This is a genomic window from Bradyrhizobium sp. WBOS08, from assembly GCF_024585125.1.
Lineage (GTDB): Bacteria > Pseudomonadota > Alphaproteobacteria > Rhizobiales > Xanthobacteraceae > Bradyrhizobium > Bradyrhizobium japonicum_B.
The window spans coordinates 429,063-445,588 of the sequence record NZ_CP028988.1 but is presented as its reverse complement, the minus strand read 5'-3'; the positions used below and the strand labels follow the sequence as shown (position 1 = coordinate 445,588).

Annotated in this window: 17 protein-coding genes; 11 read left to right on the top strand and 6 right to left on the bottom strand. The window is 66.0% G+C overall.

The features are described 5' to 3' along the window. Nucleotides 1-24 precede the first annotated feature (24 nt). Nucleotides 25-1,245, bottom strand: coding sequence for a helix-turn-helix domain-containing protein (locus tag DCM80_RS02065; protein WP_257195515.1), 1,221 nt, complete (start codon nt 1,243-1,245; stop codon nt 25-27). A gap of 120 nt (nt 1,246-1,365) precedes the next feature. Here DCM80_RS02065 and DCM80_RS02060 point away from each other — a divergent pair, with 120 nt between their 5' ends. Beyond that, nucleotides 1,366-2,157 (top strand): DUF899 domain-containing protein, encoded by a 792-nt coding sequence (locus DCM80_RS02060; protein WP_373569383.1) that lies wholly within the window; start codon nt 1,366-1,368, stop codon nt 2,155-2,157. Next, on the top strand, nt 2,154-2,432 hold the full coding sequence (locus DCM80_RS02055; protein ID WP_257195513.1) for a hypothetical protein: 279 nt from the start codon (nt 2,154-2,156) through the stop codon (nt 2,430-2,432). Before DCM80_RS02060 ends, DCM80_RS02055 begins: the two co-directional genes overlap by 4 nt. 148 nt (nt 2,433-2,580) lie before the next feature. Here DCM80_RS02055 and DCM80_RS02050 read toward each other — a convergent pair whose 3' ends face one another. The 3 genes from DCM80_RS02050 to DCM80_RS02040 form a co-directional block, all read right to left on the bottom strand. Continuing rightward, the gene (locus tag DCM80_RS02050; RefSeq protein WP_257195512.1) at nt 2,581-2,919 is read right to left on the bottom strand and encodes a GIY-YIG nuclease family protein; all 339 of its coding nucleotides are present in this window, start codon (nt 2,917-2,919) and stop codon (nt 2,581-2,583) included. Between the two features lie 220 nt (nt 2,920-3,139). Beyond that, nucleotides 3,140-3,559 (bottom strand): cytochrome c family protein, encoded by a 420-nt coding sequence (locus DCM80_RS02045; protein WP_257195511.1) that lies wholly within the window; start codon nt 3,557-3,559, stop codon nt 3,140-3,142. Nucleotides 3,560-3,671: 112 nt separating this feature from the next. Next, nucleotides 3,672-4,388: a L,D-transpeptidase gene (locus DCM80_RS02040; protein WP_257195510.1), complete on the bottom strand. Its 717-nt coding sequence runs from the start codon at nt 4,386-4,388 to the stop codon at nt 3,672-3,674. 274 nt (nt 4,389-4,662) lie between these two features. On the opposite strand from DCM80_RS02040, the gene DCM80_RS02035 reads away from it, so the two are divergent. The 3 genes from DCM80_RS02035 to DCM80_RS02025 all read left to right on the top strand — a co-directional run bounded on the left by DCM80_RS02035 (nt 4,663) and on the right by DCM80_RS02025 (nt 7,220). Continuing rightward, on the top strand, nt 4,663-5,715 hold the full coding sequence (locus tag DCM80_RS02035) for a glycosyltransferase family 1 protein (protein ID WP_257195509.1): 1,053 nt from the start codon (nt 4,663-4,665) through the stop codon (nt 5,713-5,715). Between the two features lie 33 nt (nt 5,716-5,748). Further along, entirely contained in the window at nt 5,749-6,438 is a 690-nt protein-coding gene (locus DCM80_RS02030; RefSeq protein ID WP_257195508.1) for a methyltransferase domain-containing protein, read from the top strand. Nucleotides 6,439-6,560: 122 nt separating this feature from the next. Then, a complete protein-coding gene (locus tag DCM80_RS02025; RefSeq protein WP_257195507.1) occupies nt 6,561-7,220 on the top strand; it encodes a hypothetical protein in 660 nt (219 codons plus the stop codon). A gap of 134 nt (nt 7,221-7,354) precedes the next feature. On the opposite strand, the gene DCM80_RS02020 is transcribed toward DCM80_RS02025, so the two are convergent. Then, nucleotides 7,355-9,019, bottom strand: coding sequence for an aminotransferase class III-fold pyridoxal phosphate-dependent enzyme (locus DCM80_RS02020; RefSeq protein ID WP_257195506.1), 1,665 nt, complete (start codon nt 9,017-9,019; stop codon nt 7,355-7,357). A gap of 35 nt (nt 9,020-9,054) precedes the next feature. On the opposite strand from DCM80_RS02020, the gene asd reads away from it, so the two are divergent. Both asd and DCM80_RS02010 read left to right on the top strand, forming a co-directional pair. Next, nucleotides 9,055-9,918 (top strand): archaetidylserine decarboxylase, encoded by an 864-nt coding sequence (asd, locus tag DCM80_RS02015; protein WP_257195504.1) that lies wholly within the window; start codon nt 9,055-9,057, stop codon nt 9,916-9,918. Nucleotides 9,919-9,982: 64 nt separating this feature from the next. Next, nucleotides 9,983-10,534: an NUDIX hydrolase gene (locus DCM80_RS02010; RefSeq protein ID WP_257195503.1), complete on the top strand. Its 552-nt coding sequence runs from the start codon at nt 9,983-9,985 to the stop codon at nt 10,532-10,534. Between the two features lie 180 nt (nt 10,535-10,714). Here the strand turns inward: DCM80_RS02010 and DCM80_RS02005 are convergent, their stop codons facing one another. Continuing rightward, nucleotides 10,715-11,494 carry a DUF2147 domain-containing protein gene (locus DCM80_RS02005; RefSeq protein WP_257195502.1) on the bottom strand — a complete coding sequence of 260 codons (780 nt, stop codon included), beginning with the start codon at nt 11,492-11,494 and terminating at the stop codon, nt 10,715-10,717. 193 nt (nt 11,495-11,687) lie between these two features. On the opposite strand from DCM80_RS02005, the gene DCM80_RS02000 reads away from it, so the two are divergent. The 4 genes from DCM80_RS02000 (at nt 11,688) to DCM80_RS01985 (ending at nt 16,521) form a co-directional block, all read left to right on the top strand. Then, entirely contained in the window at nt 11,688-12,512 is an 825-nt protein-coding gene (locus DCM80_RS02000) for a DUF2147 domain-containing protein (protein WP_257195501.1), read from the top strand. Between the two features lie 424 nt (nt 12,513-12,936). Beyond that, entirely contained in the window at nt 12,937-14,142 is a 1,206-nt protein-coding gene (locus tag DCM80_RS01995; RefSeq protein WP_257195500.1) for an extensin family protein, read from the top strand. A 244-nt stretch (nt 14,143-14,386) separates the two neighbouring features. Continuing rightward, on the top strand, nt 14,387-15,685 hold the full coding sequence (locus DCM80_RS01990) for a M20 family metallopeptidase (RefSeq protein ID WP_257195498.1): 1,299 nt from the start codon (nt 14,387-14,389) through the stop codon (nt 15,683-15,685). Beyond that, nucleotides 15,682-16,521: an ABC transporter permease gene (locus tag DCM80_RS01985; RefSeq protein WP_257195496.1), complete on the top strand. Its 840-nt coding sequence runs from the start codon at nt 15,682-15,684 to the stop codon at nt 16,519-16,521. The genes DCM80_RS01990 and DCM80_RS01985 overlap by 4 nt, the downstream gene beginning before the upstream one ends. The last annotated feature ends 5 nt before the right edge of the window (nt 16,522-16,526 follow it).

The window sequence follows — 16,526 nt, the reverse complement described above, 5'->3', positions numbered from 1 at the left end:
GCTCCCTGTGATGTGGCCTCAACGTTACGTCTTCAGGAGCGGCGTGGGGAGTAACAAGCCTGTCGGGAAACCCGGGACGGGCGGCGTCATCCAGCGCCGGGCGCGCCCGTGCCCGAAACATTGCACCTTGTTCGAGCGCGCCAGCCCGTCGAGGGCCCGCTGCACCGTGCGCGGGCTCGTTCCCAGCGCCAGCGCGAGCGCCGAGCTCGACCAAGGCTCGCCGTCGGAGAGGAGAGCGAGAACATTGGCGTGCTTCTCGTCGACCGGCCGCGCCAGCACGAGGATGTCGCGCGTCCTGCGCGGCGCCAGCGCAAATCCTTGCTTCGTCGCGTTCACGTCGGCGAGCGGCTTGAGCTTGGTGCGGAGCCGACCGATCTCGACGCGCAACCGCGCGCGATGCGATTCATCGAGATGCCTGGCGTGAAACGCGCCCGCGATCAGCGTCTGACGCGACACATCCGCGGGCCACGCCTGCGCCAGGATGCGGACGAGGGCAAACAGCACCGGCCGGGTGCCGAGCGGCACCACGGTGCCTCGCCTGCGCACCGAATGATGGAACGTGTCCACGACGAGCGCCTCGGATGTCGCGAGCTGCTCGACCTCCGCAAGCAGCAATGGCCGCTCCTCGCCGCGCGTGATCAGGCGCGCCGCCGGCGTATCGAGCACGCGGCTCGCGGCTTCGACTTCGGCGGCGAGCGCGGGGATGCCGGCCTGCCGTGCGGCGCGGGCTGCCCGCGCGAGCGCCGCGCCCGCATCCTCCGATCGGAGCCGCCGTATGGCGATGCCGGCGAGCACCAGCTCGCGAACGACTTGTGAGGCAGGCGGGAGCGGGAAGCGGCCGGGATCGGCGAGCATACGCTCCGCCTCCTCGATATGTCCGAGCAGGAGAAGACGCCGCGCGGCGATGTGGCGGGCATGCGCCGCGTTGGCGAGATCGCCGTGCTTCTCAAGGGTCGTGCGCGCGGCGGCGAGTGTCTTGTCCGGCCAGCTCAGGTCGCGCGAGACCAGCGCGATCTCGGCTTCGGCCACTACGCATCTTGCCCGCGCCACCGCCTCGCGCGGACCGAACGCGCGCGCCGCGTTTCGCAGCAGCGACTTGGCCTTGGCGAGGTCGCCGAGCTGCGCCATCGCGATGCCGCGTAGCGCCAGCGACGGTGCGTCGTTGCGCAGCGCGACGCGGTTCAGGGCGCCGAGCGGATCGCCCGCCTCGAGCGCGCGCGCGGCGGCCGTGATCAGCGACTCCATTCAAATCCCGCCACACTTGTTACTCCCACCGCGCAACCGCGCGGTGCCAGAAATCGTTGTCGACCGACCATGTGCGGTACGGGGCGGAATGGACCTGAGCGAGAGATTTGGAGAGTCATGATGACATTAGCCCAAAACGAACCGAATAACGGACAGTCCGTCATGCAGACACCGCCGGTGGTGTCGCCGCAGGACTGGGAGGCCGCTCGTCAGCAACTGCTCGTGAAGGAGAAGGCGCATACCCGTGCCCGTGACGCCCTGGCCGCCGAGCGCCGGCGCATGCCGTGGATGGAAGTTTCCAAAACCTATGCGTTCGAGGGGCCCGGCGGCAAGCTCAGTCTCGTCGACCTGTTCCAGGGTCGGCGGCAGCTGATCGTCTACCGCGCGTTCTTCGAGCCCGGCGTGTTCGGCTGGCCCGATCACGCCTGCCGCGGCTGCTCCATGGTGGCCGACCAGGTCGCCCACGTCGCGCATTTGAACGCCCGCGACACCACGCTCGTGTTCGCCTCGCGCGCGCCGCAAGCCGATATCATCAGGCTGAAGCAACGGATGGGCTGGACCATGCCATGGGTCACGATCACCGACAGCTTCGACGCCGATTTCGGCGTCGAAGAATGGCACGGCACGAACGTGTTCTACCGCGACGGGACGCGCATCTTCCGCACCTATTTCGTCAAGAGCCGCGGCGACGAGCAGATGGGCGGCACCTGGAACTACCTCGACATCACGCCGCTCGGTCGCCAGGAGGTCTGGGAGGATTCGCCGAAGGGCTATCCCCAGACTCCGACCTACAAATGGTGGAACTGGCACGACAGCTACACGGAGGGCGCCGCGCCCGACAAGAAGTGGGTCGAGATCTCCGACGCCGGCGAGAAGGCTTTTCGCGAGGAGGCCGCGGGGGAACGGAAATGACCGGTCCGGCCAGCGCGGTCCCCGGTGCCGACCCCGACGGTGTCGCGGCCGCGCGCCACCTCGCCAGATGGCTGGCGCTGGCGGCCACGCCGACCTTCGCGATCATGGCCGTGCTGACGGCCATGATCGACAATGGCTCGGCAGATATCCTGTGCGCAGCCGGGCACGTTTCCGTGCTCGGCGGGATGGTACCGATGTATCTGCTGATGAGCGCGTTTCATGCATCGGCGTGGCTGAGATTGATCGCAGAATGGCGGCGTGCAGTCAGCCGGTAAGCGCGCCGCCGGTGTGAACGCCTCGTCCTTCGAGACGCGCGCAAGGGCGCGCTCCTCAGGATGAGGCTAACTGGCAGTCCTGCCTCGGCGCAAGAAAGGAGTGATCGTCGTCCAGGAAACGTCTCTGCCATCGATCGAAGCCGCGCACTCAGTCCTCATCCTGAGGGCCCGCCGTAGGCGGGCGTCTCGAAGGATGGCTTGATGCGCGCTTTGCCAATTCATGGAGCTCGGCAAAGTCGCCGCGCATGAAGGCCTCCTTCTTCGCACGGCTCCATTTCTTCAGCTTTCGCTCGCACTCTATTGCATCGGTGATGCGATCGAACCATTGTGAGAACATCAGCGCCACAGGCCGGCGTGACTTCGTGTAGCCTTCGAACGTGCCGGCGTTGTGCTGGGCGATCCTGCTCTCGAGCTCGGTGCGCGTGGTGCCGATGTAGTAGCTGCCGTCGGCGCATCTAAGAATGTAGAGCCACGCGCCGTCAGCCATCGTGAACGCCTCCTCCTTCGAGACGCGCGCAAGAGCGCGCTCCTCAGGATGAGGCTAACTGGCATTTGATGATTTGTGCAAGTAGGGCGGAGAGACTGCGGCCGCACACTCAGTCCTCATCCTGAGGGCCCGCCGGTAGGCGGGCGTCTCGAAGGATGCGCCGCGAGTTCTCAAGCAAACCTGAAACCGCCCGGCCTGAAACCGCCCGGCGTGGGCACCGCTATTGACCGCCCGCCGCCTGCAGATACGCAACGACCTTCGCCGCTTCCTCCGCCGAGATGCCGCCATAGGGCTGCATCTTGTTGCCCGACACCACCTCGTCCGGCTTGACCATGAAGCGGGTCAGCTTGTCCTGGTCCCAGACGATGCCGGCGTCCTTCATCGATGACGAGTAATTGTAGTCCGGCAGCGCGCCGGCCTTGCGCCCGACGATCTTGTTGAGGTTGGGGCCGAGGCGGTTGTCGCCTTCCTTCATGGAGTGGCAGGTGCGGCAGGAATTGTTGAAGGCCTGCTTGCCTGCCTCATCGCCCGCAGGCTGCTGCGCGAGCGAGGCGGGCGCGGAGACGAGCAGCGCCAGCGTGGCGGCGCCGGCGATCGCGTGCAGCCACGGATAGGGCGAGGATTGCAGGCGTGATTGCATTTGCGCCTCCATCGGGGACCGCGCCGCAACCGGCGCGCATCGACATGTCGAGGGCAAACAAAAGCGGCCCCGGCAGGTTCCGGGGCCGTTTGCGTCACGATGTCCTGCCGGTTCAGCGCGTCGCGGTTCCGAGTTCCGCGCGGCGCTCCGTCATCGGCAGCACCACGACCTTCGTGCCGACATTGACGCGGGAATAGAGGTCGGTGACGTCTTCGTTGGTCATGCGGATGCAGCCCGACGAGACACGCTTGCCGATGGTCTCGGGGGCGTTGGTGCCGTGGATGCGGTAGATGGTGCCGCCGAGATACATGGCGCGTGCGCCGAGCGGATTGCCGGGGCCGCCGGCCATGTGGCGCGGCAGATAGGGCTGGCGGGCGATCATCTCCGGCGGCGGCGTCCAGGCCGGCCACTCGGCCTTGCGAGTCACCGACTGGATGCCGGACCAGGTGAAGCCGTCGCGGCCGACGCCGATGCCGTAGCGCAGCGCCTGGCCGTTGCCGAGCACGTAATAGAGATAGGTGTTGGGCGTATCGACGATGATGGTGCCCGGCGCTTCACGCGTCGCGTAAGCGACGGTCTGGCGGCGGAAGCGGGCCGGCATCTCCACGGCGTCCTGGTCCTCGGACGGCTCGGTCTGGTAGTTCGGCGCCTGATAGGGCTGGTAGGGCTGGAACGGCTGCGGCGCGACCATCGGCGGCAGCGGCTGGAAGAACGGGAAGATCTGCACCGGCGCTGCCTTGGCTGCGCCTGCGAATGCGATCGCGGAGGCCGCGACTGCGCCAAAAGCGACGGCGCGCGAAAACGTCTTGAACGTGTCCAGATTGAACATGTGATCGCCCCTGTTGGCTCGGTGGTCTCGGCCACCGCGGCACCGCTGCGGTGCTCTGTTGCCTGGATCACTAACGGCAAAACGTTTCGGGACATTTGCGCGCAAAACCGAAAACGGTTTCACCGCGGCAAGAATTGTTTCATGACAGTTTCGTGGCCGCAGGCGTCCGTTAACGCACAAAACGACGGGCCGACACTTCTATGACGTCACACGCCTGAAATATCCTTCGTTGATGGTCGGAAACCGAGAATCATCAAACTCTCGGGATTTTCCCATGCGGGTATTAATCGCGACGGACGCCTGGCATCCGCAGGTCAATGGCGTGGTCCGGACGCTGACCTCGCTGGCGAATGCGGCCAAGGCGCTGGACGTCGAGATCGGCTTCCTGACCCCGGACGGCTTTCCGTCCTGGCCGCTGCCGACCTATCCGGGCCTGCGCTTTGCGTTGCCGGGCAGCAAGGAGATCGCACGGCGGATCGAGGCCGCGGCGCCGGACGCGCTGCACATCGCGACCGAAGGCCCGATCGGCTGGGCGGCGCGGGCCTATTGCCGCCGCAACCGGCTCGCCTTCACCACCTCCTACACGACGCGCTTTCCGGAATACGTCGCGGTGCGGACCGGAATCCCCGCAAGCGTCGGCTATGCCGTGCTGCGCCATTTCCACGATGCCGCCGCGATGACCATGGTGGCGACGCCGTCGCTGCGGCAGGAGCTGTCCGAGCGTGGCTTCAAGCGGCTCGGCTTCTGGACCCGCGGCGTCGACACCGAGCTGTTTCATCCCGATGCTCCGGCTCAGCTCAAGCTGCCGCGCCCGATCTTCATGACCATGGGCCGCGTCGCGGTGGAGAAGAATCTCGACGCGTTCCTCGCGCTCGACCTGCCCGGCACCAAGGTGATCGTCGGCGACGGCCCGCAGAGGGCGGCGCTGGAACGGAAATATTCCGATGCCGTCTTCCTCGGCGAGAAAAAGGGTGCCGATCTCACCGCGCATCTTGCGGCCGCAGACGTGTTCGTGTTTCCGAGCCTGACCGATACGTTCGGCGTGGTGCAGCTGGAGGCGCTGGCTTGCGGCACGCCGGTTGCCGCGTTTCCTGTCACGGGTCCGAAAGACGTCATCGCCGATCATCCGATCGGCGCGATCGACCACGATCTGCGCGCCGCCTGCCTGCGCGCGCTCACCATGTCGCGCGAGACCTGCCGCAACTTTGCGCTGGAGCGCTCCTGGGAGAACAGCGCGCGCCAATTCGTCGGCAACCTGACCTCACTCCAACCCAGCCGCGCCTTGCGCGCCTCGCCCCGCATGGCGCGGCGGCCGGTGCGCGGTTGAACTTTCCTTAGACCCACAGCGAGAACCTCATCGATGGCCAAGATCATGAACCTTGACGGCACCCAGCAGCTCGACCTCACCCGCGGCACGGTCGAGCAGGCCTATGACCGCTGGGCCCCGGTCTATGACCTCGTGTTCGGCGGCGTGTTCGCCAAGGGTCGGCAGGCCGCGATCGCGGCCACCAACAAGATCGGCGGCCGCGTGCTGGAGGTCGGCGTCGGCACCGGCATCTCGCTGCCGATGTACGCGCCGCATCTGCGCATCTTCGGCACCGACATTTCGGAGGCGATGCTCGACAAGGCGCGCCAGCGCGTCGCCGAGGGCAAGCTGAAGAATGTCGAGGGCCTCGCGGTGATGGACGCCGAGAAGCTCGAGTTTCCCGACAATTCGTTCGACGTGGTGATGGCGCAATATGTCGTCACCGCGGTGCCGAATCCGGAGAAGGCGCTGGACGAATTCGCCCGCGTGCTGCGTCCGGGCGGCGAGCTGATCGTCCTCACCCGCGTCAGCGCGGATGCCGGCATGCGCCGCTTCATCGAGCAGAAGCTGCAGCCGGTGGTGCGTCCGCTGGGCTTCCGCACCGCCGAGTTCGCCTGGTCGCGTTATACGAAATGGCTGGCCGGCGCCAAAGGCATCGAGCTCGCGGAACGGCGCCTGATTCCGCCGCTCGGTCATTTCTCGCTGGTGCGCTTCCGCAAGGTCGATGTCGCCAAGGCGGCGTGACCTCGAGCGCAGGCGTCGTGCGTCATCGCGCCGCCGCGTGCCATCACATGACAAGATGATGTTGTCACACGGCGTACATCGAATCCCTTTAACCCCGTAGCCGAAAGCATTTGGGGAAGAGCATGATCAAGAATTATCTCGAGCAGCTGCGGATCCAGCGCTGGGACGACCATCGCTACTACCATCACAGCCGCATCAATCAGAGCCTGCACTTCATCAGCGCGCTGAGCTTCCTGTTCGCCTATGTCTGGCTGTTCATCGATCCCGTCGTGTCCGCGCTGGTCGGCTGGCTGGTGTCGATGACCTCGCGTCAGGCCGGTCATTTCTTCTTCGAGCCGCATACCTACGACCACGTCAACCAGGCGACGCACGAGTACAAGGAAGAGATCAAGGTCGGCTACAACCTGCAGCGCAAGGTGGTGCTAATGGCGATCTGGGCGCTCTCGCCGCTGGTGCTGGTGATCGATCCCACGTTGTTCGGCCTGTTCACGCCCTGGCAAAGCGCGACCGACTTCATGCGGCAGGTCGCCAAGATCTGGCTCGTGGTCGGCGGCGGCGGCCTGTTGTTCCGCACCGTGCACCTGTTCTTCATCCGCGATGTCGAGACCGGCCTGGTCTGGATGACCAAGATCCTGACCGATCCGTTCCACGATTTGATGCTCTATCACAAGGCGCCGCTGGCGCTGCTGCGCGGCGAGCTGATGGACCCGGGCCTGCATCTCAATCCCGAGCACACGCTGGGTCTGATCAACGAGCCCACGCTCGAAGAGCAGCACGCCTGATACGGCCCCTACCCAGGTCGCGAATGTTTATGGTCTACGTCATGCCCGGGCTTGTCCCGGGCATCCACGTCTTGAAGCCATCGTGCGGAGCCGCGTGGATGGCCGGGACAAGCCCGGCCATGACAGGTTCGGCCTCAGCGTCCGAACCGCCTGGACAGCATCTCTTTCACAATCTGCCGCTTGATCTGCTTGTTGGTGAGCACGCCGTCGTGCCACCAGAAGCCGTCGGCCTTCATCTTCGCGGCCGCGCGGACGAAGCGTTCGGCGACTTCGGCGAAATCGGCGTCGGTGTAGTTGAGGCTGAAGATCAGCCGGCCGGTGCCGACCCAGCTCAGCGCCAGACCTTCGGCGCGCAGGTAATATTGCAGCATCCAGTTGTAGCGGGACGGGGTGGTGTATTTCACCGTCCAGATCGAGGAGAAATTGGCGAACCGCACCGGCAGCTCGGCGTTCTCCATCATCCCGTTGAGCTTCTGCACGCGGCCGTTCCAGGTCTCGTCGAGGCCTTCATAGACCGCGCGGAAGTTCGGGCTGGCGAGGCGGCTCAAGAACTCGTCCATCGCCGTCATGACATAGGGATGCGAGTTGAAGGTGCCGCGGGCGAAGCAGATGTCGGCGGGCCGGTCGTCGCGGAAGCGGCGCATCAGCTCGCGCTTGCCACAGACGACGCCGACCGGCAGGCCGCCGGCGAGGCTCTTGCCGTAGGTCACCATGTCGGCCTTGACGCCGAAATAGTCCTGGGCGCCGCCGGCGGCGAGACGGAAGCCGACGAAGACTTCGTCGAAGATCAGCACGATGCCGCGCTGGTCGCAGACCTCGCGCAGCTTCTTCAGCCATCCGGTATAAGCGGCGCGGTCGAAACGGCCGCCGCGCGACGAGTCGACCAGCGCGGAATCGCCGGGCGCGTTGGCGTTGGGATGCAGGCCCTGCAGCGGATTGACCAGCACGCAGGCGATGTCCTTGCGTGTGCGCAGCACATGCAGCGTCTTCTCCGACATTTCGGCGAGCGTGTAGGTTTCGTGCGCAGGGATAGGGTTGCCGACGCCGGGCTGCACGTCGCCCCACCAGCCGTGATAGGCGCCGGCGAAGCGGACGAGATGCGTGCGCTTGGTATGATAGCGCGCCAGCCGCACCGCCTGCATCACGGCCTCGGTGCCGGACATGTGGAACGAGACCTCGTCGAGGCCGGAGATCTGGCAGAGCCGCTGCACGTTCTCCAGGATGACGGGATGGTACGGGCCGAGCACCGGGCCGAGCGCGTGCGCGCGCTTCTCGGCGCCCTCGATGCACTCCTTGTAGAAGTCGTTGCCGAAGATGTTGACGCCGTAGGACCCGGTGAGGTCGTACGACGTGTTGCCGTCGACGTCGGTGACGGTGACGCCGCTGGAGGACGCCACGAAGTTCGAGGTGCCCAGGTGCTCGCGGACCAGGCGCGAGAACTGGAACGGCACGCGGTAGCTCTCGGTGAAGTTCAGGTCGGAGATTTTTTCAGCCGCTTCCTTTGTCATCGCGCGCCCCTTCGGGTAGCGCTCGGCGTAGAGAGCGGCGAGCCGGAAGAAGCCGTCCTTGCGCTGCGCGGCGATGTTGGCCGGCGCGCCGTCGCACGAGAAGTAGTCGTTCTCTCCGAACTCGTAGAACGGGAGCAGCTTGGCCACCCGTCGCGACATCTTGGAGTGTCCGGCGAGCGAGCGGTGCTTGGCGCGGGACAACTCGATCCGCGCCTTCAGCTTCGGGAGGACGGCGGCAGCGGACGCTGCGGCGGCCACGGACATCGAGAGAATCGGGAGTGTCGTTTCCATGACAACAAGCGCTAAACCTGCGAGCTGACAGATTCATGACAGTCAAAGCCCTCATCGCCTCTTTCACCCAGCAGGAAGATCTCAACTTCCTGTTGACCAACCGCATCCCGCGCGCCGCCCTGACCCGCTTCATGGGTTGGTTCTCCAAGATCGAGAATCCCCTGGTTCGGGACTTCTCGATCGCGCTGTGGAAGCTGTTCTCCGATCTCGATCTGTCCGAGGCGCGCAAGGATCATTTCACGAGCCTGCATGATTGCTTCACCCGGGAGCTGAAGCCGGGCCTGCGGCCGTTCGATCCGGACCCCTCGATCGTCGCCAGCCCCTCGGACGGCATCGTCGGCGCTCACGGCAGGATCGCGGATACCGAGCTGTTCCAGGTCAAGGGTGCGCCGTATTCGCTGCTCGATCTCGTCGGCGATTCCGCGTTGGTCGATCAGCACCGCAACGGCTCGTTCGTCACGCTGCGGCTGACGTCGAGCATGTATCACCGCTTCCATGCGCCTTATGATGCGCAGATCGAGGGCGTGACGCTGATCCACGGCGACGTCTGGAACGTCAACCCGATCGCGTTGAAGCGGGTCGAGCGGCTGTTCTGCAAGAACGAGCGCGCCGTGATCCGCACGCATCTTTCGACCGGCGAGGCGGTGACGCTGGTGCCGGTCGCCGCGATCCTGGTCGCGAGCATCCGGTTGCATTTCCTCGATAGGGTGCTGAACGCGCAGACCCGCGGCCCCGTCAGTTTCGCCTGTGACGTCAACGTGGCCAAGGGCGAGGAGCTCGGCTGGTTCGAGCACGGCTCGACCATCATCATCCTGGCGCCCGGCGATTTCACTTTCTGCGACGGGATCGCCGAGGGCACGCGCATCCGAGCCGGCCAGGGGCTGCTCAGAAGAAAGTAGCCTTCAATCCGCCGTTCCCGGCGCCTATATCGTCGGTGGGGACGATTCGACGACGGATTTGGTGATGGCGCGGGCGCCGGTGATGGCGGCGGGTGGTATTGTGCTGCGGCGTGGTTCGACGCCGCTGATCGCGGTCGTGCGCCAGCGCAAGCGCAACGAATGGGCCTTGCCGAAGGGCAAGCTCGACGATGGCGAGACGCCGAAAGAAGCCGCGCATCGCGAGGTGCTGGAGGAGACCGGCCACGACGTCGCCGTGCACGAATTTCTCGGCACGCTCGCCTACCAGTCCGGCGGGCGCTCGAAGGTCGTGCATTTCTGGCGCATGGAGGCCGAGGGCGGGCCGGTCCGCAAGCTGACGAACGACGTCAAGGCGGTCGACTGGCTCTCGCTGGACGACGCGATCGCGCGGCTGTCGCGCGAATACGAGCGCGCGTTCCTGACCCAGACCGGCCCGATCGCGCTTGCCGCGGCAGGGCTGGTGCCGGAGCCGGTGCAATCGGCCGATGACACCGATTCAGCCTTGCAGACGCTGACGCAAGCCGAGGTCGCCTCCGCCGAGGAGTTGCGGCACGGCCTGTTGCACAAGATGAAGGCCTGGCTGCGCGGCGAGGCGTGAGGTCCAGAGCATACTGCTCGCGGTCTGAAGACATCCGCGAGCGGATGGGCCGGTGAGAGCCTGAGCTCCTTCCAATGACGGAGGAGAGAGCGGCGTGCTGGCACCAGGAACGTGTCTGCCCGGGACAAGCCCGGGCATGACGAAGATGGTGCATGTGTCGGGGCTGATGCGCTCGGCGTGTCAGCTCACGCGCTTCCAGGTCTGACCGCCGCAGAACATGCCGCCGAAGGCGCAGCCTTGCACGCGCATCGTATTCGGGCCCTTCATCGCGATGGTCGAGTCGTAGTTACGGCCGGAATTGGGATCGCGGATGCGGCCGCTCCACTTCGAGCCCTCGGGCTTCATGTTGATCAGGATGCGCTCGTTGGTCTTCTCGGCGTAGCCGCACAGATTGGCGCCGCACTGCTCGACCCGGACATTGCCCTTCCCCTCTTCGGTCGCCCAGATGCCGATCGGCGAGTTCGCTACCGCCACGGGCGCGGCCGCCACCGGAGCCGGAGCGGCCGCCACCGCAGCGGGCGCAGCAACGGGAGCGGGCGCCGCGGCCGGCGCGGGCTGCGTCGTCGTGTCGACGGACGGCGCGGCGGCAACGGTCGACGCGGGCGCGGCGGGGGCGACACTTGGTGCGGCCGGTACGGTCGCCTGAACCGGCGCCTGCTGCACGGGCTGCTGCTGCACCGGAGCCGGCGCGGGCTGCGCGGCCGTGGCCGGAGCCGGCGTGGTGTCGGCGTCATCATCCTTGGCGCCGCCGAAGCCCTTGAGGTTGATGTTGTTCAGCTTGATCGGCTTGTCCGACAGGCCCGGTGCGACGATGGTCACGCAGTTGAGCGAGGCGCAGTTGCGCGGCGTCTCGATGCGGATGTGCTGGCCCTCGATCTGGAACGAGATCGTATTGCCGCCGGCATGGGCGGCGGTCGAGGCAAGGAAGAGCGCGGTGGCGGCGACGGTGAGCTTGTTCATGACAACCTCCAAAATGGCGCGGTCCCGATATGGACCGAAGTCGCTGGTGGATGAAGCGTGGTTCGACCTTATGCCGGGCCGGCCCGGTGTTCTGTGATGAGGGTCACAACGGTGGCGGGCGGCTGGGTGAGGCAGCGCACATTCGGCCGCAATTCCTCTGCGTAAGGTCGTCGCGACATTGAGGGAGAGCGCGATGCAACGGCTTGCAACCTGGCTTGGCACATTGATCGCGCTGATGGCGATCGCGCCGGCGGCCGAGGCCGGTTCCTATTCCGTCTCGATTGGCCGCCACCGCTTCCATGTCGAGGCGCCCAAAACGTGCCGATCCACATCCTGTGTGTCGATCTCGTCCCATCGCAGCTTTCGGCCGGCGGAAAACGCGGCGACGAGACCGGTCCCGACGCCGATTGCCCCGAGCTCGCCGGTCGATCCGGCCATCCCACCTCGTCCGCCGCAAGCGAGCGTGGTCGCGACTCCGCCGGCTGCTCCAGCCCCGACGCTGGCCGCGACGACATCGCAGCCCGTCGTGCCGCCGCAGACACCAAGACCAGAGCCACCGAGACCAGAGCCGCCAAGAGCTGAGGCGCCGCGCCTGGAGCTGCCGCCGGTCCCGAGCCCCGAGATCAAGCAGACCGTGGCGGTCGCACGGCGCAGCGACGACGAGCAGGCCTCTACGCCGCTCGGCGAATGGGAGAGCCGGGGTGCCAAGGGCACGGTCCGCATCGAGCGCTGCGGCCCTGCGCTTTGCGGTTATGCGTTGACCGAGACCTCGCGCCGGGGCGAGAGCGTGCTCGTCAACATGAAGCCGAAATCGCACGACGTCTGGACCGGCAGCATCTACAGCCGCTCCAGCGGCAACACCTATTACACGACGATGACCCTGAAGAGCTCCGGCAGGCTCCGCGTCGAGGCCTGTGCGCTTTGGCGTTTCTGGTGCTCGGGCAATGATTGGACACGGATCGAAGCGCCGCGCGAGCAACTGATCACGACCTCGCGGCAGTGGAGTGCGCGGTCGTAGCGTCGCGCAAAATGCCCGCGCCGCTTGCGGGAGAGGGCATGTCCGCGAACGCCGGCGCGCGAGGATAGAACCCCTCATCCGGCGCTTCGCGCCACCTTCTGCCGCAAGGGGAGAAGGGAACAAGCCGGCTTCGATGCGCTCGATGAGCCGCTAGATCATGCCGAGCACGATGGCGCCGACGAAAGCCATGGCGAGGTAGGCGGTGACTACGCTCAGTTTCCCGGCGAACGTCATGAGTCGCTCCCTCCACGCGCGCTGCTTTGCGCGCGAGCATCATAGTTAACAGAGAGTCTCGTCTCGATAAAGTCAGCCCTGCTGTCGCTCGGTTTGCCCGGGGGTTCGGCGCGCGCTGGTCGTCATGGTTAAAGAACACTGAAATCAACGTGTTGAAGAGTCTTTAAGTAAATTCACCGAACGTGCGTACATGACGCGCGGAGTTCGTTTGTATCTCGTCGGCTCCATCGTCCTTGTTTCGCTAGCGGGTTGCGGACGCGGCTTCTTCCAGGCCGAACGCGAACCGTGGCGGGCCGAGGCGGAAGCCGCATGCCTGAAATCGGGCGCGGTGAAGGAGGGGCCGGATCTCGTCCGCATCGACCCGATTTCCGGACCCGGCCAGTGCGGCGCCGAATTTCCACTCAAGGTGGCCGCTATCGGCGAGGCCTCCAGCACCTACGGCTTCGCCGACGAGCCGTTGCGGCCGCCGGGAAGCATCGGCAACCAGCCGCGCTGGCCCGTGAGGCAGCCGCAATCGAACTATCCGCAGGGCCAGAACTACCCGGCCTCCGCCTATCCGCCGCAGTCGAACTATCCTGAGAGCGCGGTGCGCCACCCGTCCGGCTACGGCGCCTCGTCCGGGCCGGTGTCGCTGAACGCACCGGGTGTGGCGGCGCAGGAGGACGAGATCGATCTGCCGCCCGATGGCACCGATGCCGCAGGCGCGGCGCGCTACATGAATTCGCCGAGCTATCCGGCACGCCCGGCGCCTTACTCGCAGGCGCCTGCGCAGCAGCCGCTGCCGCGCCTCGGCCCTGCGCAGGGCAATTCCGTCACGGCCGTGGGGCCCGTCGCGATCAAGCCGACGGCGACGCTGGCCTGCCCGATCGTGTCCGAGCTCGACCGCTGGCTCGCCGACACCGTCCAGCCCTCGGCGATGCGCTGGTTCGGCGTCCGCGTCGCCGAGATCAAGCAGATCTCCGCCTATTCCTGCCGCGGCATGAACGGCAACTCGCGGGCCCATATCTCCGAGCACGCCTTCGGCAACGCGCTCGACATCTCCGCCTTCGTGCTGGCCGACGGCCGCCGCGTCACCATCAAGGACGGTTGGCGCGGCATGCCGGAGGAGCAGGGCTTCCTGCGCGACGTGCAAGCGGGAGCATGTGCGCATTTCACCACCGTTCTCGCGCCGGGCTCGAACGTCTTTCACTACGATCACATCCACGTCGACCTGATGCGCCGCGCCAGCCGCCGCTTGATCTGCCAGCCGGCCGCCGTGTCCGGCGAGCAGGTCGCCGCGCGCGCGCAGTCGCGCAGCCCCTATGCCAATGCGCGCGATCCCTCCGTCACCGGTTCGCTCGGTGCGCGCAAGAGCACGGCGCGCAAGCGCGAGGATGACGATTACATCGACGAATAGGCGCGTCCGCCAGAGCTCAGGCGGCCGTCCGCCCGCTGCGGCTGGTCTGTTCAGCCAGCGCTGTGCCTTCGGCAAAGCACAGCTGACGCGCAAAAATTTGCGCGGTCTCGATTTTCGACCAAATCATTGAACTGCAATCGCTATTCGTGTCCGAACGGGCGTGGTCGGCAATTGGCACAGTCGGTGCAATGAAGGGCCTGCAACGACGCAGCGCAGCCGGCGCTGTGAGCCAGCGGAACCTGTCATGCAGATGTCTGTCACCCCGCCTTACTCCGATCTCGAGCGGCGCGTGCTGGCGCGCATCACGGAGGAACGCTGGCTCGACCTTGCATCCGAACTGATCCGCACCGGTCAGCCGCGCTCCGGCAATCCGCTCGATCCCGACCTGCCGCCCGCCGAGGAGGAGGCGATCTCCATGTTGGTCGCGGGCAAGCTCGAAGCCCTCGGCATGGAGGTCACCAAGCACAGCGCGCAGCCGCACCGGCCCAATGTGCTCGGCGTGCTCAAAGGGCGCGAGGGCGCGCCGTCGTTGATTCTCAACGATCATCTCGACACCTATCCGGTGGTCGAGCCCGAGAAATGGCACATGACGGATTACGATCCGTTCAAGGCCACGCGCCATGGCGATCTGCTCTACGCGCGCGGGACCTCCGACACGCGCGGCAATCTCGCCGCCTCACTGCTCGCGGTGCAGGCCCTGATCGAGGAGGGCGTGAAGTTCGATGGCACCTTGATGTGCTGCTACACCGTCGACGAGGAGCGCAACGGCACCGAGGGCTCGATCTACATGCTCGACAAGGTCGGCCTTGCTGCCGACTACGAGATCACGGCCGAGCCGACCGCCTGGGGTGACGTCAGTAAAGACTGGGGCATGAACCTCTCGGTGGCCAATTCCGGCCATTGCCTGATCGAGGTCACGGTCCAGGGGATCAAGTCGCATATCTGGCGGCCCGACATCAGCGTCAATGCCATCATGGAGGCGGCGAAACTGCTGCCAGGACTCGCGGAGATGACGTTCACCCACGTGCCGAGCAAGTTCATGGGGCATACGCCGCCCTGCTGCTCGGTGGTGCGTATCCGCGGCGGCCTGCCCGGCGAGATGCAGTTCTCACCGGATGCCTGCACCATCACGCTTGCAGTGGTCGGCATCGTGCCCGGCATGACGCTTGCCAGCGTGATCTCCGACATCGAGCGGCTCGGGCAGCAAACATTTGCCGGGATCAACGACGTCAAGGTCGGGGTGCGCCAGGTGCCCGGCTCGCTGTTCGTCAACGCGACCGAGCCCGTGCCGGTTGAGGAAGAGCCCTGCCGCTCGCTTCGCGCGGTCTATCGGCGCCTGATGGGCCGCGAGCCCGGCGTCAATCGCAAGAACGCCTTCAACGACACCATCCGCTTCCGCGAAGTCGGCATCAACGCGGTGACGTTCGGTCCGGGCGAGGACGGCTGGGCCGTCGACAACGAGAACATCTCCATCACCAAGTCGGTGATGGCGACGCGGATCTACGCGCTGACCATCATGCAGATCCTGGGAGTGCGCACATGAGCGTCGAGGCAAGCCCCATGGCGATTCCGATCTCCGCCGATCGTACGCGGCGGGGCAGTTTGCGGCTGCCAACGGTCTCCCGGTCGGTCTTGCTCTCCACGCTTACCGTCGTCGCGCTGCTGGCCGCATGGACCATCGTCACGGAGATGGGCTGGGCCAACGAGCTGTTCCTGCCGAAGCCGCAGGCGGTGTGGGGTGCGTTCGTCAAGACCATGACGAAGGGCTATCAGGGCGCCACGCTGCTTCAGCATCTCGGCGCCAGCCTCTACCGCATCCTCGTGGCGTTCGCGTTGGCGTGCCTCGTCGGCATTCCATTCGGCGTTCTCATGGGCGTATCGCGCAATGCGCGTGCGCTGCTCAATCCGCTGATCGAGTTCTATCGCCCGTTGCCGCCACTCGGGCTCTATACGCTGCTGGTGATGTGGCTCGGCATCGGCGAGAGCTCCAAACTGTCGTTGCTGTTTCTTGCGGGCCTGCCGGGCATCGTGATCTCGACGATCCAGGCCGTCACCAGCGTCGATCCCGTCTATGTGCGCGCGGCGCAATCCCTCGGCGCGACCCGGCGGCATCTGCTGTTTCACGTCTATTTGCCCGCGGCGGGACCATTGATCCTCGCAGGCATGCGCATCTCGCTCGGCTTCACCTACACCGTCCTCGTCGCCGCCGAGATCGTCGCTGCCTCGGCCGGTATCGGCTGGATGATCTGGGATGCCGCGAAATTCCTGCTGTCCGACGTCGTCATCATGGGCCTGATCGTGCTTGGCCTGACCGGGGTCTTGCTCGACCTGATGATGCGCGGAATTGCCGGATTATTGATGCCGTGGGCCCGAACGTAATCCTG